The organism is Chitinophaga pinensis DSM 2588 (genome assembly GCF_000024005.1).
GTDB classification, from domain to species: domain Bacteria; phylum Bacteroidota; class Bacteroidia; order Chitinophagales; family Chitinophagaceae; genus Chitinophaga; species Chitinophaga pinensis.
Genome location: NC_013132.1, coordinates 181,145 through 202,875, shown reverse-complemented (window position 1 = coordinate 202,875; position 21,731 = coordinate 181,145). Strand labels below are relative to the sequence as shown.

Sequence of the window (21,731 nt, the reverse complement as noted above, 5' to 3'; positions counted from 1 at the left end):
AGAAGTAGATAAGGATATCCACCTGGTGTTCGTGCTATAAATAAGAAGGGCGCCTCATGTACTGAAGCGCCCTTTAGGTATGAACTCTTAATTTTTAATTCTTCATTACTTCACCACTTCCACCCATTTACCTGGCAGGAATGCGTGTATGGTATTATCATACATCGCTTCACAGGATACCGCCGGCAGATAGTAACGGCCGAGGTAGGCTGCATTCAGCAGGACATTATAAGTGCGGGTTTTGCCTTCTTCCAGGTTGAAGTAAGTGTATACCCTGTCATCACGGATGTCTTTGTAAGTAAATGGTGATGAACTGAAGGTGCTGTCATTTTCCAGCAGACGGGTATTGATGATCTCCCATCCGCTCGGGAATATTTCAGTCAGTGCCATCTGCTCATAGTAACCACGTTTGCCAGGGTTATGGATGGTCACTGTTGCCATGAAGTCAGCGCCCTGACGCAGCGTGGCAGGATCCAGTACTTTACCGTCGCGGGTGCTGTATTTCACCTGTATATCCAGTACATCAGGATTGTTTGGAACGTTTGGTTCCTGACCGGCTTCCGGACGTCCCTGAAGGATCAGGCGTGTATACAGTACGTTCTGGCCTTTGTTCTGGATGCTGATATTACCATCACTATTAACAGTAACAGGTACCTGTGTTACGTAAGACGCGGCATTTACAGTATTGCTGCTGCCGTTCAGGGTGTAACTGAAGTTCATTTTGTTACCGCTGGTATTTACACCACAATATTTGGCCACTGCAATGAGTGCGTATGCAGTAGTCTGTGTGCTGTACCAGGTTTCCTGTGAGAGATTAGCAGCGATCTGACGTAACAGTTCGTTAGCGCGGTTACGCTGTCCGAGGATTGTCAGTGTTTCCAGTATCATCGCTTTATCACGCAGGTCGGAACCGAAGGTACCACCCAGCTGATTGAATGGTTTTACCTCTGTTGGAAGGTTTTGTACCAGGCTGTTTGCCAGTTCCGGCTGACCCGATAATTTATAGGCAGCAGCCAGTCTCCATTTCGCTTCAACAGACAGGTACTTAAACTCTCTCAGACGGTTCATAGCACCCAGTTCTGGTATTTTGGCCAGTGCCAGCAGGTAAAGGCGGTATGCCTGTGTGAGGTCGCCACCATAGAAGTTAGTGGTAGACGGCGCCCATGAACCTGCCTTATTACGCTGGTATTTCTTCCATTGGTCGAGCATACCCGCTGGCAGTTCGTATCCTTTTGCCTGTGCTTCCAGCAGGAAGTGACCGGCATAGTTGGTACCCCACTCGTCAGCTTTCGCTTCACCCGGCCAGTAGCTCAGACCTCCGTCAGAAGTCTGGAAGCCTTTCAGGCGTCCGATACCGGCTTTTACGTTTTTCTCGATATTGGCCAGTTCGTTCGGTTTCAGGTCCATCAGCTGATTTAGTGCCAGCTGCGGGAATACGCCGGAGGTGGTTTGTTCTACACAACCGTGCGGATATTGTATCAGGTAGTTCAGGCGTTTCGCCAGATTCAGTGCAGGAATAGTGGATACTTCCAGTACACCGGTGTTGGTGCCAGCCATACCCGCAGGTTTGTAGGCAGTGCTCCAGCTTTGACCCGCCTGTAATGTGGATTCCTGAACGGTAGTGATGACCGGGTTAGGATTACGCACTTCCAGTTCTGTTTCGTCTTCTGCTTTTGCAGCGCCGCTGGTAGCGGTCACTTTCACTTTTGCCACACCGACCTGTGGTTTAACACGTACGTCGAAGTATACGATCTGTTCGCCTGGTTGTGCGAATGTTACCGTTTTGGTACGCTCGCCTACTACTTCCAGCAGCGGACTGGTAGCCAGTGTTACTTTCGCCGAACGGATATTGTTCTCCATACCAAATACAGTTACCGGCAACTGGATCGTTTCTGAAGGACCCAGTACGCGTGGTAATGTAGTCAGCAGCATCAATGGTTTCTTCACCGCTACTGCTTTTTCAGCAGCCCCGTAAGCACCATCCTGTCCTGCTACTACCATCGCTTTCACAGAACCTACATATGGTGGGAGTTTGAAATTATGTGTCTGTTTACCTCCTTTGGAAGTGAATGGTCCCATGAAAATTACCACAGGCTTGAAGCGGTTTGCTTTCGCGCTGCCGGCATTTTTATTCAGTCCCTCGTCACCACCAATGCTGAGGATGCGTTCCATATCGCCGCCCCATGCACCAATTACATAATCGAAGAGATCCCATGTTTTAACGCCCAGTGCTTCACGTGCATAGAAGGCACTATGCGGATCGGGTGTTTTGAAACGGGTCAGATCCAGCAAACCTTCATCCACCAGTGCGATGGTATAAGTCATGGATTTACCGTTTGCTTCAGATACGGTGATGCTGGCATTCTGTTCTGGTTCCAGTTTATCAGGCATCGTGATCACCGGTTTCAGGACGGTATTGGCGTCATTGATCGTGATCGGAATAACACCGTACATACGGATCGGCAGGTCGTTGACTGTCTGTGCATGTTTCTGCAACAGGCTTACGTTGACGTAGATGTTAGGCGACATTTCTTTTTCCGCCTTGAACTTGTAAACGGTCTGTCCTTTCTCGGTGCTGATCCAGAAAGTCTTCAGCACTTTGCTGCCGCTTTCTATGCTTACCAGTCCGCGGCCGCCTTCGCTGCTTGGGATGGTAAGGGTGATATCATCACCTACGTTATACTGGCTTTTATCTGATGTGAATACCAGCATAGCTGCTTCAGAAGGGTTTTCTTTCTGTACCCTTTCGGCCCATCCCGGCCAGTCGATATATACGGCCTGTCCGGTGGTATGACCACTCTTCAGGTCTTTTACACGTACGAGATAGCGACCCCAGTCAGGGTATTTGATCTGCAGGTTCCAGGTGCCTTTACCACCATGTAATGTCATGGTTTCTTTTTTCAACAGCTGGTTGTAGCTATCCTGAGTGAAGTTGCTGAATTCATCTTCACTGTTTTCATCCCACCACCAGCGCCAGCGTACTTTATACAGTTCAACCTGTACATCCTGGTTACCGCTGAGCAGGTTGCCATTTTCGTCTACATTGACAATGCTGATCGGGTGATCTTTATCAGTGAGCAGCATACCTGTCATACGGTCGCCTTCAGGCATTCTGATACCTGCATAGCTGGCGAACGGATTGTATGGCATGGAGAAATGATCGATACTGAAATCACCACCAGGTTCAAACACCTTGATCTCAAAGCTGGCTTTCAGCTGACCAGGCGCCAATTTGCCCAGTGGCAGATTTACTTTTACCGGAGCGGTACCATTTTCATTCAGACTGCTTTCGAAGATTGTCTTGCTTTCTGATTCGAAGTGTGTGATCGGATCATCAAAATGGTAGTTCTGGAAGTTTTTAAAGCTGGTTGTCTGCTGTGTTAAAGAGACGTCTACTTTCGCTTTCAGGTTTTGTGCGGTAGCGCCAAACATCCAGCGGGCATTCAGGGAACCTTCTGTCGCATCTGCTTTGGAAAGTGTTGTGTTCTTACCAAAGTTCAGGTCTATTTTCAGCCTGTTAGGCTTTACGGTTTCGATACGCAGGTTTTTGGTAAATACGGCTCCACCTACTTTTACTTTAGCGGTCCAGTTACCGGTAGGATCATTCGCGCCGGTGGCTGTTGTAAAGCTGTAGAATCCGTTTACAGACTGTAAGGCATTGAGTTGTCTGTACAGTTGTCCTTTCGGATTGTAGAGTTCCAGTGTTACCGGGTGATTTTCCGGCAGTTTCTTTTGTTTGTCTTCCAGTATGAAGGACAGGAACAGGGTATCTCCGGGACGCCATACGCCACGTTCACCATAGAGGAATCCTTTGATACCGCTTTGTACGTCTTCACCTTTTACATCAAAACGACCCAGTGGCAGGGAGTTACCATCATCGAGTTTCAGGTAACCTCTTTCTGCGTCTTTTTTGGCGATCAGCAGGTATGGTTTACGTTTCAGATCGAAAGTAGCCAGACCATCTCCATCACTTTTCGTTTTGAAGATCACCTGGTTCTGGTAATCAAGGAGTTCCAGTTCGACACCGATCATTGGCTTCGTGTCGCGGATATCTGTTACAGCAATGAGCATACTGTTGTCATTTCCTCGTTTAGCGGTCAGACCGATATTGGAGGAGAAGACGTTACGGGAAGCCCATCTGTCTTTATTGTAATAGGAATTGGAGCATGGGTTATCACGCTGTTCCCAGGAATAACCGTAAGGATAATAGCTATCATAACGGCGCCAGAAATCATCGTCTTCATCGACTTTGTCATTGCCGTAGTAACCGCCATAATACTCTTCTTCGCTTTCTTCGCTGTTACTCTCGCTGTCGCTGCCACTATCAGTTGAGGAGCAACCCAGCAGGGAGTATGATTTACGGAAACCGATCGTTACACGATAGATGGCTCCCGGTTCAGTACGCAGCAGTTTCTCCATATCGAGGAAGAAGCGGTTGCGCTTATGCAGGTTCAGGGATTTATCAGCATCCAGGCGAATGGTCTTTTCCACTACGGGACGACCTACGCGGCGCAGTTCCTGACTGCCATCCAGTGAGTTCTGCTGGAGATATTGCGGGATATTGTTTTCATAGATCTTGATGATGGTCACATCTACAGCACTGAGGTTCACTGCTTCGAATGGCATCACCAGTTTATTGCTTTCCGGCAGGATGACTCCTTTGCCCGGAATGGTAACGGAAGGCTGCGTATTTTCGAAGACTACATTCGCAGAAAAGCTTTGCTCAAGTTTCGCATCCGCTACGTTTAGTATGCCTTCATTGACGATGACATTAAAGTTGCCTTCAAATCTGGTCGGACCAAATACTTTTACCTCACTACCATCAATGGAGAAGCGGAGATCGCTTACACCACTTACGCCGATCAGACCATCCAGGGACTGTGCTACGCTGACAGGGTCGGAGAACTGTACCAGGATGTATTGTTCTTCCTCGGCTACCGCACGTACCTCCAGTACTTTAAAGTCGGAGATAGCAGGTACTTCTACCGTCTTTTTACCAGATACATTATCTACTTTCAGCGGTTTACCATCCCAGGTGACTTCCAGCTGACGGGAGCCTTGTCCTTTGTCAGCACGGGCCAGGTTGTCTATGGTGAAGGTAGAGATCTTGTCAGCCGCATTGTGCTGCCAGGTGATCGCTACTTTTTTACCCTGATAGGAAGCGTTGACGATCTTTTCTATCTGTTGTGGATCTTCGGTATCGGCGGTTGTGATGGCGCCGGAGAAAGTCATTTTATTCAGCGTACTGCTGTTAGTAGCTTTCAGGCCGTAATCCTCGATAGCGTAGGAAGGTTTGATGACTTTGAATTCGAAGTCAAATTCTTTCAGGTCACTTTCCACCTTCATGACCTTACCCAGTTTAAAGGTGGCATTATAGGTTTTGCCGGATTCCAGGTTGGCATCCGGTCGGAATTCGATCGTGGTCGCATCTACCCAGTAGGCTTTTCCTTTGATACCAGGACTGAATTTGAACAGATCTTCGTCCACAGGTTCGTTCTGTGTGTGGGTTACATTCGCATTACTGGTTAATTGTACCCGGATAGTGCTCTGCCTGGAAATAACACCGGCGGTATAGGCTTCGATGTATTTCGCCAGTGCAGGGTTCATGACTTTTTTTGTATTTCTACAGGCTGTGATGCAAGAGATTAACAGGCACACAGCAAAGGCGGAGACGACCGCCAGACGTTTTTTGGGACCCATGAGGCTTAAATGCTGTTTAAGATATAAAGGTAAACAAATGCGTTATTAAATTAATATATAACCTTTCCCCTTTCTAGTTTTAATACTTTGGTAACGGCCGATGGAATTTCTTCCTGATAATGTGTAACGAAGATCAGGGTTAGATCCATCACATTACACAGGGTATCTATTACATGTTTAAAATGTTCTTTTTGTTGCTGGTCGAGTCCCTGGCAGGGTTCGTCGAAAATGAGCAATGGGGGTTCTTTTACCAGGGCGCGGGCCAGGAGGGTCAGTCGCTGTACACTTTCGGGTACTCCTTTGAAGGCGTGGGAGGCGTATGAAGCGATATCCAGGATATCCATCCATGCGGCTGCATGTGCCTGCTGTTCTTCGGTACCCGGCTTACTGCTGCCAATGATGTCAAAAAATCCGGAAACTACTACCTGCAGACAATTACTACCTGCCTGGAAGTATTGGTGGAGTTCGGGTGACACAAAACCTATCTTCTTTTTGATATCCCAGATACTTTCTCCGGTGCCACGTTTACGGTCAAACAGGTACAGTTCCTGGGCATAAGCCTGTGGATTATCACCATTGATCAGGCTCAGCAGGGTTGATTTACCAGCGCCATTATGACCTAAGAGGGCCCATTTATCATTGGGTTTCACTAACCAGTTAACATCGTCCAGGATCAAATGTTCGCCATACTGCACTTTTATGTGGTCCATCCGGATGATGGTCTCAAACGGAGATTTCGTATTTTTTACGATCGCCCGGATCTTGTCCTCGTCCACCTGCCAGTCTTGTGTACTGAGTGGCTGTGGTATTTTCAGGTATTCTTCCCGTGTATACTTGCCGGTTACCTGGCCATCCTCTAGTGTCAGTACATGGGTAATATTTTCAGGTACTTCTGAAGGAGAGGTTACCAGCAGGACGGTTGTACCATTGGCGATGATCTTATTCACCATCTCACTGAAATGCTTACGCGTCTGTACATCCAGTCCGGTGAAGGGATTATCCAGCATGAGCAATACCGGTTGCTTCAACAGGGACTTTGCGATCATCACACGACGGGTTTCCCCGTTGGAGAGTTTAATCAGTTCTTTGTCCATCAGTGCCGGGATCCGCAGTGGTTCCAGGATGGGCGTCTGTTCGGGCGTACCACCGGATTCTCCGTAGAGGTATTCCCGTACCGTAGGCGCATCGGAAGAATCCATGCTATTGAACCGCTGCTGATAATAGAAATCCGTTGTGGTATTGGAACGGTTTCTGAAAGTATGATGGTGGCCTACCAGTGCCAGGAGGTCCCGGTAGGTGAAATATGGATCGGTAACAGTATGTTCGCTACGAAAGGTATCGCTGAAATGATGTTGTATACTACCGTTGATAACATTGAATTTTCCTGCGATAGTACTTAGCAGGGCTGATTTTCCGGAGCCGCTGGGGCCAGTAATCGCCCAGTTCTCTCCTTTGTTGATATGCCAGTCCAGGCCGGTAAAAAGGGTCTTATCCAGGTAACGAACAGTGATATGCTTCAGTGAAAGGAATGGCATGGCTTGGGTACTCATAATCTATGCTGTTTCTCGTTAATTCGCGCTAATTTATTATTTATTGCCGGATTCCGGGAGATTGTTTTATGAGTAATTACGATGGATGAGCCTATTATTTCGTGACATTAGTAATTGATTATCTTGCATCTGGGAATCAATAAAATCCTCTTCTTATGATAAAGTGGACCATTAAGACATTTGAGGAGCTGACCACACAGGAGCTGTATGCCCTGTTGCGGCTGCGTAGTGAAGTGTTTGTTGTAGAGCAGAACTGCGTTTTTCAGGACATGGATAATGCAGATCAGCTGGCATTGCATATTCTGGGATATGACGATACACTGAACAATGAACTGGTGGCCTATACACGCATTTTCGGCCCTGGTATTAAATTCGATATGTGCTCAATCGGGCGGGTAGTAACTTCTTCCCGTGCCAGGGGCAATGGTACCGGCAGAAAGCTGATGGAACATTCCATTGCAACTGTGGAAGATCGTTTTGGGAAAGTGCCTATCAAAATAGGGGCGCAACAGTACCTGGATAAGTTTTACAGTTCATTGGGCTTTCAGCAGAGCAGTGAAATGTACCTGGAGGATGATATTCCGCACATCGAGATGATCAGGGAAGCGAATTAGGAATTAGGAATTAAGAATTAAGAATTAGGAATTAAAATGCAGCGGAGATTGGGTTTTGTTTGGGGATTGTCTAAGGGAGCTGCTGTTATAAAGCGAAACGCCCATATTTATTAGTAAATATGGGCGTTTTACATGTAAAGGCTAATATTGGTTATTGTCGTAGTTTCTTTTTCTCCTCTTTCCGCTTCAGCTTTTCCATTCGTTTTGTTTCGTTGAATTTCAGCTTATATAAGGGAATATAGTAGGATAAAGTATAGGTCAGGTCGAACTGAGAGCTTTTAGAGCCGCTGCCAAATCCGGGTATGACAAGCGGATCGAAGTTGTCAGGAGAGCTTTTGCTCAACAATACTTTCTCGCGTACCGCCCAGCCCAGGAAGAAATTGGGTAAGGCTTCCACGCGCATACCAAAGGTAAATTCTATCCAGTGAGCGACCATATTGGTTTTAGGAAAAGAGCCAGGTGTTTCTACATCCCAATAACCGTCTTTGATAAGGTAATTGGGCGCTTCATAACTGTTTCTCGCAAATCCGTAGCGTAATCCCAGGTATACCATGTTCTTTTCATTCGGATCTTTCTTTTTCAGAAAATCATAATCGAATCCGAGCGTGGTATATACACCGCTTCCTTTATAGGTATAGCTTGTGTCGCTGTGAGAAGTACGGTTAAACCCTACTTCAGCGGCTGCATAGATCTTTCTGCCCAGGCGGACATCCCCTTGTACAGCGATGTCAGTCCTGTATGGTTGAAAGGCGTGAATGGCAAACCGGCTGATGTCCAGTCCTAAACGAAGTCCGCCTCCGGTGATATAGAAGGAGTCTTTCCTGGCGGGTTGTAACACCTCGCCGGTCGCTCTAACTGGTTTGCGGGGGGCAGAAGTATCTGTGGCTGTCCTTTTGATACTGGTATCTCCTGCCGCTGGAGCGGGTTTTACCTGTGCCTGTGCGGCTTGGGTCAGCAGGCCGACCAGGCTAATAGATAAAGAATAAAGAAATGTGCGTATCATTCGAACTGTTTACTTCCCTATTGTTAATGTGTATAGAATCAATGGTATTGTAGGTTGTGACCACTGTGTCCAGTGAATAGAAAGTGGCGAAACCACATCCCGGAGATACGAAACTGGGCACTCTTTTGTACCTGAAAGTAAGGGTATCAGGAATAGCGATTGAATCCAGTTGCAGGTAGAATCTGCAGGTATCGTGTAAAGGGTCCAGGGGGATAAATGCGCTGCTTCTTGGCTGCCTTCTGATCAGCACGGAGTCGTTACCAATGGCATATAATGTTACTTTGGGCCAGATCGTGTCTTTGACCAGAAATCCCTGAAGCGTATCCTTTTTAAAGTTCATACCCAGGTCGCTGAGCAAGGTTGAGTCGCATGTCTTAGTCTCATCTTCACAGGCCGCAAACACTGACAGGAGCAGTATTGCTATAATCCCAGAAATATATTTCATGCCTGCAAATTACGAGTTCCTATTTACAAGTTCCGCTTTCTGCTGATGATTAATTTCACCAACAGAAAGCGGAAATATGTAATGTGATATTTGTCTGTTAATTATTCAGTTCCATCTTCAGGAAGCGGGCTGTATGGCTTTCTTTGCATTCAGCCACCTGCTCTGGTGTACCGATGCAGAGGATTGTACCTCCGCCTCCACCGCCTTCCGGACCCAGGTCAACGATATGGTCGGCCATTTTGATCACGTCCAGGTTGTGTTCAATTACCAGGACGGTATTGCCACGGTCTACCAGTTTATTGAGTACGTTCAGCAGCAGCTGGATATCCTGGAAGTGAAGACCGGTAGTGGGTTCATCCAGTATATAAATGGTCTTACCTGTATCTTTTTTAGACAGTTCAGTTGCCAGTTTCACACGTTGGGCTTCACCACCGGACAGGGTCACGGCTGATTGTCCCAGGGTGATATAACCAAGACCTACATCCTGTAAGGTTTTGATCTTACGGTAAATGTAGCTGACAGGCTGGAAGAATTCCACGGCTTCGTCTACTGTCATATCCAGTACGTCTGAGATGGATTTGCCTTTATAGCGGATCTCCAGGGTTTCCCTGTTGTAGCGGCGTCCGTTACATTTCTCACAGTGTACGTATACATCCGGGAGGAAGTTCATTTCAATGACGCGCATGCCGCCGCCTTCACAAACATCACAACGGCCGCTTTTTACGTTGAAGGAGAAACGGCCGGCGTTATACCCTCTGATCTTAGCCTCCGGTACCTGGGAGAACAGCTGACGGATATCGGTAAAGAAGCCGCAGTAGGTGGCCGGGTTACTTCTTGGCGTACGACCGATTGGCGACTGGTCTATTTCAATGACTTTATCGATATTTTCCAGGCCTTTGATGCTTTTGTAAGGCATTGGTTCCAGCTTGGAATCGTAGGCGTGTTTGCTGAGGATCGGATACAGGGTTTCGTTGATCAGGGTAGATTTACCACTGCCAGATACCCCGGTAACGCAGATGAATACCCCGAGTGGCAGTTTTACACTGACATTCTTCAGGTTATTGCCGGTAGCGCCTTTCAGTTCCAGTGCCTTACCATTGCCTTTGCGGCGTTCGGCAGGTACGGGTACTACGCGTTTTCCGTTCAGGTAACCGGCTGTAGGCGTATCGAGTTTCAGGATCTGTTGCGGCGTACCCTGTGCGATGATACGACCACCATGTACACCTGCGCCAGGTCCGATATCTACCAGGTAATCGGCGTGCAGCATGATATCTTTATCATGTTCCACGACAATAACGGTATTCCCCATTTCCCGGAGGTTACGCAATGCGTCGATCAGCTGCATATTATCCCGCTGGTGCAGACCAATACTAGGTTCATCCAATATATAAGTGATCCCCATCAGCTGAGAACCGATCTGGGTGGCGAGACGGATACGCTGACTTTCTCCTCCGCTCAGTGTGCGGGTGGCACGGTAGAGGGTAAGGTAGTTCAGTCCGACGTTCAGCAGGAACCCAAGGCGTTCGCGGATTTCCTTGAGGATATCTTTAGCGATGGTATTCTGTTTCTTATCGAGGCGTTTTTCGATGTCTTTGAACCATACCTGTAATTTATCCAGGTCCATGCCGCCCAGTTCTGCGATGTTCTTTTCGTCTACTTTAAAGAAAAGGCTTTCTTTTTTCAGACGGGAACCGTTACACTCCGGACAGGTATGCAGTTTCATGAAACTTTCCGCCCAGTTGCGTACGGCATCAGAGGAGGTATCGTTGAAATAGCGGCGTACGGTATTGATGACCCCTTCAAACTCGGCGGAATAGGTGGTTTCGGCGCCGTCGCCAAATTCCATGTCCATTTCCAGTGAACCATTCTCGTCTCCGAAGAGGAGAAGGTTCAATGTTTTCTGTGGAAGGTCTGAAAGAGGCGCTGTGAGGGAGAACTTATGTTTCCGGGCCAGCGTCTGTACCTGTTTGAAGGTAAATGTATCACGAGCTTCCCCCAGTGGTGCCAATCCGCCATCATTAAGAGATACGGAGTAATCGGGGATCACGGCGTCCATATCTATCTGATAGATGGTACCGAGACCTTTACAACGGGGGCAGGCGCCATAAGGAGAGTTAAAGGAAAAAGTGTTAGGAGAAGGCTCTTCGTAGGAAAGGCCGGTATCCTCACACATGAGTTGTTTACTGTACTGGCTGACTTTACCGCTGTCGTTATCCATGATAAACAGCAGGCCTTTACCCATCTGCAGTGCTTTCTGTACGCTCTGGCTGATACGGGCGCGGGCATCGTCAAGTACCTGTATGCGATCTACGACCAGTTCGATGTCGTGGATCTTATAACGGTCTACCTGCATCCGTTCTTTGAGATCGAGGATCTCACCGTTGACACGTACTTTCAGGTATCCCTGTTTGCGGAGCTGTTCGAACAGTTCGCGGTAATGACCTTTACGACCGCGGATGAGCGGAGCAAGGATCACGAGTTTCTTTTTCGGAAAGTTTTTGAACATGTGCTCCAGGATCTCTTCTTCGGAGAAGCGGGTCATGCGTTTGCCGGTATTATAAGAATAGGCAAGGCCTACACGCGCGTAGAGGAGGCGGAGGAAGTCATATATTTCCGTGATCGTTCCAACGGTCGAACGAGGATTTTTGTTCGTTGTTTTCTGTTCGATGGAGATCACCGGGGATAGTCCGGTAATTTTATCTACATCTGGTCTTTCCATATCGCCGATAAACTGGCGGGCATATGCGGAAAAGCTTTCCATGTATCGCCGCTGGCCTTCTGCGTAAATGGTATCAAACGCAAGCGAGGATTTTCCGCTTCCGCTGATGCCGGTTATTACTACCAGTTTGTTTTTAGGTAATTGGAGGTCCAGATTTTTCAGGTTATGCGCCCGGGCTCCAAACACTGCTATATGCTCATCTGCCGTAACCGGTGCAGAATCTGGCGCAATTACATTCTCTTTCTTCTTTGCCATATCGGTTTAAAAAGCCATGGAGTAAAGTTGAATTACCACGGACTATTTTAGACTACTAAACTACGGCATAATTACGAGTTTACTAAAAATTTTAGTGAGCTTTAGTACTAAGATGCTGATTATCAGAGATACTGTGCCGGGCGGTACGGGAGGCGGTAAAACGTCTGTAGAAGGGATTACATTAGTCAGATGATACTTATCCTACGTTAATGCTCCGTTTTTCATTGATAGATCAACGAAGAAGAACTATAGTCAGACTAATGGATAGCTATTATTGATTGGAAAGCAAAAAGCGAATTACGACAGCCGGGGCCACGTAATTCGCTTTTTTATTAAAAAGGTAGCTGATTAAGCTTTGTATTTCTTGAATACTACGATCGCATTGTGACCGCCGAAGCCGAAAGTATTGCTCATAGCAACATTTACGGTACGTTCCTGTGCCTTACCGATGGTCAGGTTCAGGTTGGTCGGGATGCCTTCGCCCAGGGTACCGGTGTTGATGGTTGGTGGTACGATATCGAACTGAGTCGCTTTGATACAAGCGATTGCTTCGATAGCACCGGCAGCACCTAACAGGTGTCCTGTCATGGATTTAGTAGCGGAGATATTCACTTTGGTGATATGGTCGCCGAATACACCGGTGATACCTTTCAGTTCGCTAACGTCACCCAGTGGGGTGGAAGTAGCGTGTGCGTTGATATAATCAACATCTTCAGGTGTCAGTTCAGCGTCTTCGAGTGCTCTCTCCATACCGAGGCGCGCGCCCAGCCCTTCAGGGTGGGTAGCGGTCAGGTGGTAAGCATCAGCGGTCATAGCGCCACCTACCATTTCAGCGTAGATGGTAGCGCCTCTTTTTACTGCGTGTTCATATTCTTCCAGTATGATGGCGCCAGCACCTTCGCCCATTACGAAACCGTCACGGTCAGCGTCGAAAGGACGGGAAGCGGTAGCATGATCATCGTTACGGGTAGACAGGGCTTTCAGGGCATTGAAACCTGCGATACCAGCGCGGGTTACAGGAGCTTCAGAACCACCGGCTACGATAGCGTTAGCTTTACCGAGGCGAATATAGTTGAACGCGTCTACCAGGGCGCTGCTGGAGGAAGCGCAGGCAGATACCGTACAATAGTTTACGCCCATGAATCCATATTTCATAGAAATCTGACCAGCCGCGATGTCGGAGATCAGTTTTGGAATAAAGAAAGGATTGAATTTAGGAACGAAATTGGTCTGTGTAAATTCTACGATCTGGTCTTCGAAGGTCTGCATACCGCCGTTACCAGAAGCCCAGATCACACCGATTTGGGTTTTATCAACACCGTCCAGGTGAAGGCCTGCATTTTCAACAGCTTCCTGAGCAGCAACCATGGCATATTGTGTAAACATGTCCATTTTGCGGGCTTCTTTCTTCTCCATGAACTTTTCTATATCAAAACCTTTCAGCTCGCAAGCGAACTTAGTTTTAAACTCCGTAGTATCAAAACGGGTAATAGGACCAGCACCACCGGTACCAGATTTCAGACTATTCCAGAATGTGTTTACATCGTTTCCGATAGGCGTTAAGGCCCCCAGCCCGGTAACCACAACCCTTTTTAACGTAACAGTGCGCATAATGCTTTGACTTTAAAATCGAAAGTTAGAGCGCAAATTTAGTCACTTATTCTTATGATTACGCATATTCATAAGATTTATGTGTCATATAAGTAAAAAGGGAGCCTTATTTTAAGCAATTGCACTAGTGGCTGGTACAGTAGCGAGGTCGATCTTTTTTGTCCGCCCCCTTAAAAAAGCTATAATTTCTTCGTCTGAGCTGTATTTATCCCCAATATTCACAAAATGCCTGGCCAGCAGGTCATACCTTTTGCTCATCAGCCAGAGCCAGACATGTAGAAAATGGATGCCGTCAAATACAATGGCTTCATTATCAATATACTCCTGGAGGGTTTGTTTGAAATAATGCGGGTGTTCCGTCCAGTGCATAGATGGTTTTATATGGTGACTGATATGATAACCATCGTTCCAGCATTTGTGGTTATACTTTGTATTGATACAGGTAATGCTGTTTTTGTAGGAATTGTCCGGGGCATTGACATCGATAAACGCGTGTTGCGCCCAGTTACCCACCATCATAATGATCCTGGAAATCAGGAAAGGCAGCATAAATACTGTAAAAGTGGCCGGAAAATTCACAAAGGAAAGTCCGACGCAAGCGGCAAAGAAGAGAAGTTCCCCTCTGGAGGCTCTTACCAATAATTTTTTGCGGTGTTTTTTTATAAAGTACCTGCACAGGTTAATAACGCCGGCAAAAAAGAAACTCGCCAGGTATTTACTGAAGCCCCGGAAGGAATCCCGCTGGAAAGGCATCGTACAGCTGTCATCGTCAGGCATATTGTTCTCCGGATGGTGCATCCCGATATGATGGCTGTAATATGTTTCCGGCGTCTGACCAAAGAGCGGTCCGAGTACCCAGGGCAGGTAATGGTTCAGAAAATCATACTTTTTATTAAAAAACACCCGGTGACTGGTGCAGTGTAACATTAATCCGAAGGGTCCTTTATACCTGAAATTATTCAGCACCTGATAGAGTACGGCGGCCGTCCACCATGCCCAGGCAGGCAGCGGGAGGTATAAAATGACGGCCAACGGTAATAATATCAAGCTCAGTTCCAGGGAGAGGTAGACAAACGGCAGATCGCGTTCATCCCTGATCATCGACTTGAAAGTTCGCTGTAAAAAAGAGTCAGGGCCTGTTTTTTTTACATATACAGGGTCTGTTATTACATTGGTTAAAGCTTTCATTTACAGTTGTTAGGCGAAAGTGAAGCGAGCTCGCAATTGGTTATATGTAAGGTAAACGAATAAATTCAGTAAATCTTATTAGAAAAAGTTTTTGGATAATTTAAAACAATTCCTATTTTTGCAACCCCTAACGGGGCAAAATGATTCGGTGAGATGCCTGAGTGGCCGAAAGGAACGGTTTGCTAAACCGTCGTACGGGTTAAACTGTACCGAGGGTTCGAATCCCTCTCTCACCGCAACTAAGTAAAAGTGGGTATAATCGAGCAAAAGCGCTTAATTATACCCACTTTTTTTATAGTAATATTTTGCCAGTATTGGACCTATCCCAATTTCCTTTGCTCTTCTTCTATAATCTTTGCTAATTCATCTTCACTGGGCAGATTAATAAGATACTTAGATACAAATACTTGCTGTGGTAAACCGGAAAGTCGCATACCTTACCAAGTTTTCGTTCTTGCTTGCACAGAGTATGATGCCTACCGGTGGATTATCCCCTTCATGCATTTCATTTTCTTTGTAATAGTTCAGATAGACATTCATTTGGCCGGCATCTGCGTGTGTAAATTCGCCGATCTTTAAATCTAAAAGAACATGACACTTTAATATACGATGATAAAATACCAGATCTATACGGTAGTGTGTATTATCAAAAGTTATACGTCTTTGTCTGGCTTCAAAACAAAATCCTCGGCCCAATTCCAAAAGGAAAGTTTGCAGATGAGTAATGATACCATGTTCAAGGTCTGATTCAGTATATATATCCTTTTCTTCCAGCCCTAAAATTCAAGCATATAAGCGTTGCGAAATATGTTCTCAGCTTTCAGTTCCGCTTGTTTCACCTCATTATTTAATACGGCATGTTTATTAATACTTAATCCAGTTCTCTCATATAGCATACTGTTCATTGCCCGTTGCAAATCGCGTACACTCCAGCTATTCTTAATTGTCTCCACTTCATAAAATTCACGTTTCAACGCAGTATCCAATTTAAGCAGCTCAATGAAATGAGAAAAACTAAGTCTTTCTAATAACAGATTTGAGACCGACTTATTATCTGTTCCTGATGCTTCAGATTGAGTTCCTATTGATTTTGCGGACAATAAGCGCAAAATCCTAACACCTTGTGAATCAGATAAATAAAATTTTGCGGACACCGTCCGCAAAATGTCGGAATATGCCTTATAAAAGTCTTCACAAAAGTAAAGATGCCTTTCCCTAAGAGATGTAATACCTCCATTTTTCAGATTTGCCGCAATCTCTTTATAAAGCCTCTGACCATAGACCGCCCTATCATTTCCATGTTGCTCATACTCAACTATATAAAAGCCTATTATCCAGTTACGCAATGTGGTATTGTGATTGCTCTCCCCTACTTTGCTGAAAGCAAAACACTTTCTTTAATGAAAGTCAGAATTTGAGATAAATCCGCTTCAAACTGGTTCGAAAGTTGTCCCCGGTAGCCCGCTGAAAGGCATATCTGCGTCAGCTGGATCTGTCCCTGGACAGGAGCAGATGGACGCCGTGGCAGGAGCTGAAAGATTATTACCGGCAGCAGATTGCCCCGGGCAAGGTTGCTGCGTTGTTGCTGGCGGCAGCTAAACTCACACCGGAATATGTAACAGGAATTAATACCATCGAACGGACCAACTGGCGTATGTTCATCCGTTTTATTGGCTGGAAAGGCAGCGCCCTCACCAAGAATCAGGTGCTGTATTGCTACCAGGTATTAAAGACTTTTGAAAATGCCTGCAGCAGGATTTCCGTGAATATAATGAACAAGAGCAGCTAAGGATTCAGGTATGTAATATGTCGTATCAGGTCGTCGAATACAAACTGAGCCTTGCTGATACAGGCAAAGCCTCCCGTATCGAACATTATTTGCAGCATGAAAATATCGTAACGATCCCCATGGAGCAATTTTCCCGGGGGCTTGTTTAAACTTATTTAACATGAATAAATATTGCTGGTGCAAGCGATTGTATTACGGCGATCATACATCTCAAAAAAGCAGGATAATAAAATGTTTTTCATTTTTATTCATTGTAGCATGTTTTGTGGTGGGATGCCATCCCTGCAAATACTGTAAGTCGCATAACAAAATGCTCGCCCGGATCGACACAACTAAGCCACATCAGTATTGGGGAAAGATGTGTGTAGCAAGTATAAAAGACACGCTGTGCGAAAGGGATAGCGGAGTAGTATATTTAGATATTTGATGGCGTTACAGGTAGACGGACTGATAATGGGGTGATATTTTTTACGGTACTGATACGCTTCCATTCCGCTTTTAATCCAGATCTTTCTCTTTCCTGTTATTCAACTGTACATTCGATTAAATTCGTGGATGATAACTTACAGTTAATTTGAATAGCATTCTTACACCTTAAATCATCAATTATATGATAGACCGCCAATTTTGTGATATGCTGGCATACCGGCTTTGTGATGCATTTAAATATGCAGGAGACAATAACCTGAGCGCTTTCTGGTGTGATGGCATATTATTGCCGGAGAATGTATCAGTAAGTGGAAAACGCACCGTTGTAATGAAAGCATTCATCGATAAATCAGGACAAACGGCTTATCGTATGACCTTGAAATTGGGCAATAAGGCATTAAGTAGATATACAAGAGGTTTGCGCATTGAGGAGTGTATTCCTGATGAAGGTTTTGATAGCTGGGTCTGGGTGGATACGATAAATGAAGAAATTGAAGTACAACTCAATTGATATGTATAAGCAATTGCTAGCGAAGGGATCGTATGGTGATCGCCAATATCTAAGTCAGTTCACTACATTAGCAAGCTATTGTGGGCCTGACATCGGTTCTCTTGTCAGCATCCGTTGCATACTTGTACAATTGCTATGCTACTCTTCGAATATCTGTTGCTTTTTGCTCCATATCTCCCAATAACTTACTTTCGCTTTTACACTCAAAAAAGAAGCATTGATCAAGTCGTATACGGCTGTATTATGAGATGTAAACGTTCTGTAAACATCCGATCTGATCTTTTCCGGAATATTTAATATAGTTCCCAGTGCTTCGAAGTCTCTTCGTTTGATATTCTTTTTCTTCCCGTTTAACAATAATGCTGTTTCTTCTTGGTCTTTGGGGAAAACAAGGTTTACATTTAAGAGGTCATAAGCAGGACTCAATATAATATCGTTTTCAAGATGCAGCAAGGAGAAGTTTTTAAGATGCATATCGTTATTTCCTGTGAGAAAACAGAACACCAGTCGCTGGAAATAGTTGCGTACATCGGATCCTGAAGTTGTACTATATTTCAGTATTAATTTCCCCGCCCTTTCATAAGATCCTTTGTATTTGCTTTCGGTTGGTAGTTCCGATAGCTGACAAAAGTCTTCCATATGTAGCTTCTCTCCTTTCACTCTATCAAAACGTTTGGCGACATAAACAAGAGTGCCGTCAGATGATCTGAGCAATGTATGTTTACAAACAGCAATGCCAAATATTGCTGCAAGATGCATGGTGAGATCTTCTGTCTCAGGTACGCCGGCTAATACGTCGTGCTGCGGTTTCAGTATATAATCGCTCCATAATCCTACAGTTATAGGAATATTAGTGTCTGCTAATGTAACCGTTAACTTAGGTTGTACACCCGTGACTGCTACATGCATATCAACAGTCTTTTCTGCCAGCTCTTTTAATAGTTGTTTGTCTGTTTTTAGTTCAGGTAAAACATCCATATTAAAAAATAGGATCGCACAGTGACTATGATACTCCTGGTCTCCTGCATCTTTATAACAAAATAAGCAATTGGGCATGTTATTCAATTTCGTTTACCGGAATGATACTTACTGCGCCTATAGCATCTTTACAGGTAAGTAATAATAATGCAAAGCGGTCATTGCCTTTCACTTTCCAACGCTCTTTCGCGATATCCAATAACCAGCCTTCCGGAATCAGTCCGTCGAAAAAAGGAAACAGTGTCGTGCTGTGATATGCTTCTTTTCTCAGCGGCAGGGTGAGGCTTATAGGTTTAGAAAATGTTTGGGCCAGGTAGTCTGCATCGTATATAAACTTATAGCCGGTGTCTGATGCTATGATAACGCCAGCAAGCGAATTGCCATAATATACCTTGGCAGTTTTATGCATGATTCCCTGATTTTAAGTATAGATAAAAGTTTTATCCTGAAAGGAGATCGGATTCAACCGCTTTCTTTTCTCCCGGATTTGATAACCTGGAACAAAACAGTATTTTTATACCTTTCGTGGCAAGAAGATAATATAATCTTGTGAAAAGATAGAATGCGCTCTCCTGAGCAAATCCATCTGATTATTCCCTGGGGGCAATTATTGTTTTGTTTAACACTATTAATATGAAAGATTTATATCCAGCTTTAGCAACGTATATATTCAGGTATTGTGAAGAATTTCAAACCCATCATGAAGTGATGGCTTATAAAACAGCACTTTTTTACAATCTTTCAGATACCCCCGCTCATTTGTTGCAGCAGATGAAAGAAAGGGGCGAGATAAGCGATGATCCTGAGGTACTGGCAATGATGGTTAATGGACGTGACGCGTTGAGAGACAGGATTGTGGAACGTATCTGGCAGGAACACCGGGAGGAATTATCTTTAAACCTCTGCCCTGTCTGTGGTAAGATTGCCAGAACCCCAAAGGCCCGGCAGTGTCAATTCTGCTACTATAATTGGCATTAAAAATGCTTGTAGGTGTCAGGAAAATTTTTCATAAAAACACATCTTCGTATAACCATATAAAGCAGCCCATGGCAGACAATTCTATTTTTTACGCGAAAGGCGATTCTCCTGAAATGATTCAGGCTTTTGAGCATGCAAGAAAGACATTTAAATATTTTTGGCGCGAGCTCAGCTGGGAAGCAAGGCGTATTGTTCCCGGTGTAGATCTTGCCTGTGTAAAAGTCGCATTTGCCCAGCAATTTCCCGGTGAAGAAGAACCAACCATAGAGCATATGTGGATCAATGACGTGTATTTTGACGGTGATACTGTCAGCGGTACACTGATCAATGATCCTGAGTCACTGACGAATGTAAAGAATGGCGATGCTGTTACGGTTCCGCTTGAGCAGGTAAGCGACTGGCTAATGTTGAGTATGGGAAAGACCTATGGAGGCTTCAGTATTCATCAGTTACGTTCAACGATGTCTCCGGAAGAAAGAGCGTCACACGATGAAGCCTGGGGGATGGATTTCGGCGATTATAACAATATTGAAGTCGTTCGTGATCAGGATACGCACCCGGAACACCTGGTAGAACATCCTATGAGCATCAATATGAAAGATGGTTTTGTGAAATTCCTGCAGGATTATCCGCAGCAAATGATCAACGCAGATGAACAGGGTTATACCTTATTGCATAGGGAAACAATTGCAGGTAACAAGACCTCTGTAGTGCTACTATTGCAGCAGGGCGTAAATACAGGTAGCAAAACAAACAGTGGCAAAACAGCCCTTGATTTTGCAAGACAATTGGGATGGGAGCACATCATTCCATTGCTGCATTGATCACCATCTTTTGATAATTTATTTTACCCAAAGAGAAAATAGCGAAAAGTTTATTTCAATCACTGTATTGCGATCATTAAAACAGTGTTTTAATGATCAGTATGCTTTCTCTATGTTGGCGCAGCATTTGAGTGCTGATAACTATGAGAAATCAGATTGCAAATAAAGTCGTGGTAATTACCGGTGCTTCCAGTGGTGCTGGTCGCGCAACAGCTTTTGAGCTGGCAGAAGAAAAAGCATTTCTTGTACTGGCATCAAGGAATGAACAGGTATTGGAAGAACTGGCGGAAGAATGCCGGAAGATAGGATGTGAGGTATTGGTGGCGCCAACAGATGTGACTGATAATACGGCGATGCATCGTCTGGCTGTGAAGGCATTTGAATGGAAGGGTCGAATTGACGTGTGGGTCAATAATGCCGGTGTGCTTGCCGCCGGCACTTTTGAAGAGATGCCCTGGGAGGCTCATCAGAAAGTGATCAACACAAATCTGCTGGGTTATATGAGTGGTGCACATGCAGTCTTACCGTATTTCAAACGTCAGGGAGAAGGAATACTAATCAATAATATTTCTATAGGCGCTTATGTGTCTGTACCATATGGTGGGGCCTATACTGCCAGCAAATTTGCACTGAGGGGGTTCTTTGAATCACTGAAGGGAGAGTTGACTGGTTGGTCCGGTATCCATATTGTAGATTTGTTCCCCGCGTTTCTTGATACGCCCGGAATACAACATGCCGGCAATTACACGGGAAAGGTGCTAAAACCTTCCCCTCCTGTTTATGATCCACGCATTGTGGCACATAGCGTAAAATCGTCTATTCTATATCCTAAATCAACCCGTTATCCGGGTGGGGCTTCGTTATTATTTAAGATCGGGCATTCATTAGCTCCGGAATGGATGTCGAAGATGACAGGATTGCTGATGAAAGGTTATTTTAAAGTAGCGGACCCCGCTGAGAAAACTGATGGAAATCTTTTTCAGTCAGTAGATTTTTCAATGAGTACGAATGGTAATTCCCGTCCAAGGTTAACTCCCCACGGAAGAAGAATGTTGGGACTGGGACTTGCAGGAGCCGCCATAGGATTGGGACTATATATGCTAAGTGGAAAACGTAATGCATAAAAATGGCCATTCA

The 21,731-nt window shown here is 45.3% G+C and carries 16 protein-coding genes, 1 tRNA gene and 1 pseudogene; 7 read left to right on the top strand and 11 right to left on the bottom strand.

The annotated features are described in order from the left end of the window. Positions 1 to 105: 105 nt before the first annotated feature. Together CPIN_RS00795 and CPIN_RS00790 are read right to left on the bottom strand one after the other, a co-directional pair. A complete protein-coding gene (locus CPIN_RS00795) occupies positions 106 to 5,607 on the bottom strand; it encodes an alpha-2-macroglobulin family protein (RefSeq protein WP_222838177.1) in 5,502 nt (1,833 codons plus the stop codon). Positions 5,608 to 5,750: 143 nt separating this feature from the next. Further along, positions 5,751 to 7,250 (bottom strand): ATP-binding cassette domain-containing protein, encoded by a 1,500-nt coding sequence (locus CPIN_RS00790; RefSeq protein ID WP_012787839.1) that lies wholly within the window; start codon positions 7,248 to 7,250, stop codon positions 5,751 to 5,753. 155 nt (positions 7,251 to 7,405) lie between these two features. On the opposite strand from CPIN_RS00790, the gene CPIN_RS00785 reads away from it, so the two are divergent. Continuing rightward, on the top strand, positions 7,406 to 7,864 hold the full coding sequence (locus CPIN_RS00785) for a GNAT family N-acetyltransferase (RefSeq protein ID WP_012787838.1): 459 nt from the start codon (positions 7,406 to 7,408) through the stop codon (positions 7,862 to 7,864). A 151-nt stretch (positions 7,865 to 8,015) separates the two neighbouring features. On the opposite strand, the gene CPIN_RS00780 is transcribed toward CPIN_RS00785, so the two are convergent. The 5 genes from CPIN_RS00780 to CPIN_RS00760 all read right to left on the bottom strand — a co-directional run bounded on the left by CPIN_RS00780 (position 8,016) and on the right by CPIN_RS00760 (position 15,085). Next, a complete protein-coding gene (locus tag CPIN_RS00780) occupies positions 8,016 to 8,867 on the bottom strand; it encodes a DUF6048 family protein (RefSeq protein WP_012787837.1) in 852 nt (283 codons plus the stop codon). Next, positions 8,833 to 9,312 (bottom strand): DUF6452 family protein, encoded by a 480-nt coding sequence (locus CPIN_RS00775; RefSeq protein WP_012787836.1) that lies wholly within the window; start codon positions 9,310 to 9,312, stop codon positions 8,833 to 8,835. Before CPIN_RS00775 ends, CPIN_RS00780 begins: the two co-directional genes overlap by 35 nt. 97 nt (positions 9,313 to 9,409) lie before the next feature. Then, positions 9,410 to 12,286: an excinuclease ABC subunit UvrA gene (uvrA, locus tag CPIN_RS00770; RefSeq protein WP_012787835.1), complete on the bottom strand. Its 2,877-nt coding sequence runs from the start codon at positions 12,284 to 12,286 to the stop codon at positions 9,410 to 9,412. 348 nt (positions 12,287 to 12,634) lie between these two features. After that, a complete protein-coding gene (gene fabF / locus CPIN_RS00765; protein ID WP_012787834.1) occupies positions 12,635 to 13,897 on the bottom strand; it encodes a beta-ketoacyl-ACP synthase II in 1,263 nt (420 codons plus the stop codon). A gap of 111 nt (positions 13,898 to 14,008) precedes the next feature. Continuing rightward, complete coding sequence (locus CPIN_RS00760) at positions 14,009 to 15,085, bottom strand: fatty acid desaturase family protein (RefSeq protein WP_012787833.1); 1,077 nt, start codon at positions 15,083 to 15,085, stop codon at positions 14,009 to 14,011. 147 nt (positions 15,086 to 15,232) lie between these two features. On the opposite strand from CPIN_RS00760, the gene CPIN_RS00755 reads away from it, so the two are divergent. Further along, positions 15,233 to 15,321, top strand: a tRNA-Ser gene (locus CPIN_RS00755). A 157-nt stretch (positions 15,322 to 15,478) separates the two neighbouring features. Here the strand turns inward: CPIN_RS00755 and CPIN_RS39555 are convergent. Both CPIN_RS39555 and CPIN_RS37820 read right to left on the bottom strand, forming a co-directional pair. Further along, positions 15,479 to 15,844 (bottom strand): PDDEXK nuclease domain-containing protein, encoded by a 366-nt coding sequence (locus tag CPIN_RS39555; protein ID WP_369126340.1) that lies wholly within the window; start codon positions 15,842 to 15,844, stop codon positions 15,479 to 15,481. 17 nt (positions 15,845 to 15,861) lie between these two features. Further along, positions 15,862 to 16,434 (bottom strand): annotated as a pseudogene (locus CPIN_RS37820) (DUF1016 N-terminal domain-containing protein); the annotation flags it as partial. 230 nt (positions 16,435 to 16,664) lie between these two features. On the opposite strand from CPIN_RS37820, the gene CPIN_RS00745 reads away from it, so the two are divergent. After that, positions 16,665 to 16,874 carry a hypothetical protein gene (locus tag CPIN_RS00745; RefSeq protein WP_044217554.1) on the top strand — a complete coding sequence of 70 codons (210 nt, stop codon included), beginning with the start codon at positions 16,665 to 16,667 and terminating at the stop codon, positions 16,872 to 16,874. Positions 16,875 to 17,484: 610 nt separating this feature from the next. Next, entirely contained in the window at positions 17,485 to 17,814 is a 330-nt protein-coding gene (locus tag CPIN_RS00740) for a hypothetical protein (RefSeq protein ID WP_012787832.1), read from the top strand. A gap of 138 nt (positions 17,815 to 17,952) precedes the next feature. On the opposite strand, the gene CPIN_RS00735 is transcribed toward CPIN_RS00740, so the two are convergent. Continuing rightward, entirely contained in the window at positions 17,953 to 18,870 is a 918-nt protein-coding gene (locus CPIN_RS00735; protein WP_012787831.1) for a HipA domain-containing protein, read from the bottom strand. A gap of 1 nt (position 18,871) precedes the next feature. After that, positions 18,872 to 19,201 carry a HipA N-terminal domain-containing protein gene (locus tag CPIN_RS00730; protein ID WP_012787830.1) on the bottom strand — a complete coding sequence of 110 codons (330 nt, stop codon included), beginning with the start codon at positions 19,199 to 19,201 and terminating at the stop codon, positions 18,872 to 18,874. Positions 19,202 to 19,425: 224 nt separating this feature from the next. Between CPIN_RS00730 and CPIN_RS00725 the strand changes: the two genes are divergently transcribed. The 3 genes from CPIN_RS00725 (at position 19,426) to CPIN_RS00715 (ending at position 21,718) form a co-directional block, all read left to right on the top strand. Continuing rightward, entirely contained in the window at positions 19,426 to 19,770 is a 345-nt protein-coding gene (locus CPIN_RS00725; RefSeq protein ID WP_012787829.1) for a GAT domain-containing protein, read from the top strand. A 68-nt stretch (positions 19,771 to 19,838) separates the two neighbouring features. Beyond that, positions 19,839 to 20,594 carry a DUF2314 domain-containing protein gene (locus tag CPIN_RS00720; protein WP_012787828.1) on the top strand — a complete coding sequence of 252 codons (756 nt, stop codon included), beginning with the start codon at positions 19,839 to 19,841 and terminating at the stop codon, positions 20,592 to 20,594. A 143-nt stretch (positions 20,595 to 20,737) separates the two neighbouring features. After that, entirely contained in the window at positions 20,738 to 21,718 is a 981-nt protein-coding gene (locus CPIN_RS00715; protein ID WP_012787827.1) for an SDR family oxidoreductase, read from the top strand. The last annotated feature ends 13 nt before the right edge of the window (positions 21,719 to 21,731 follow it).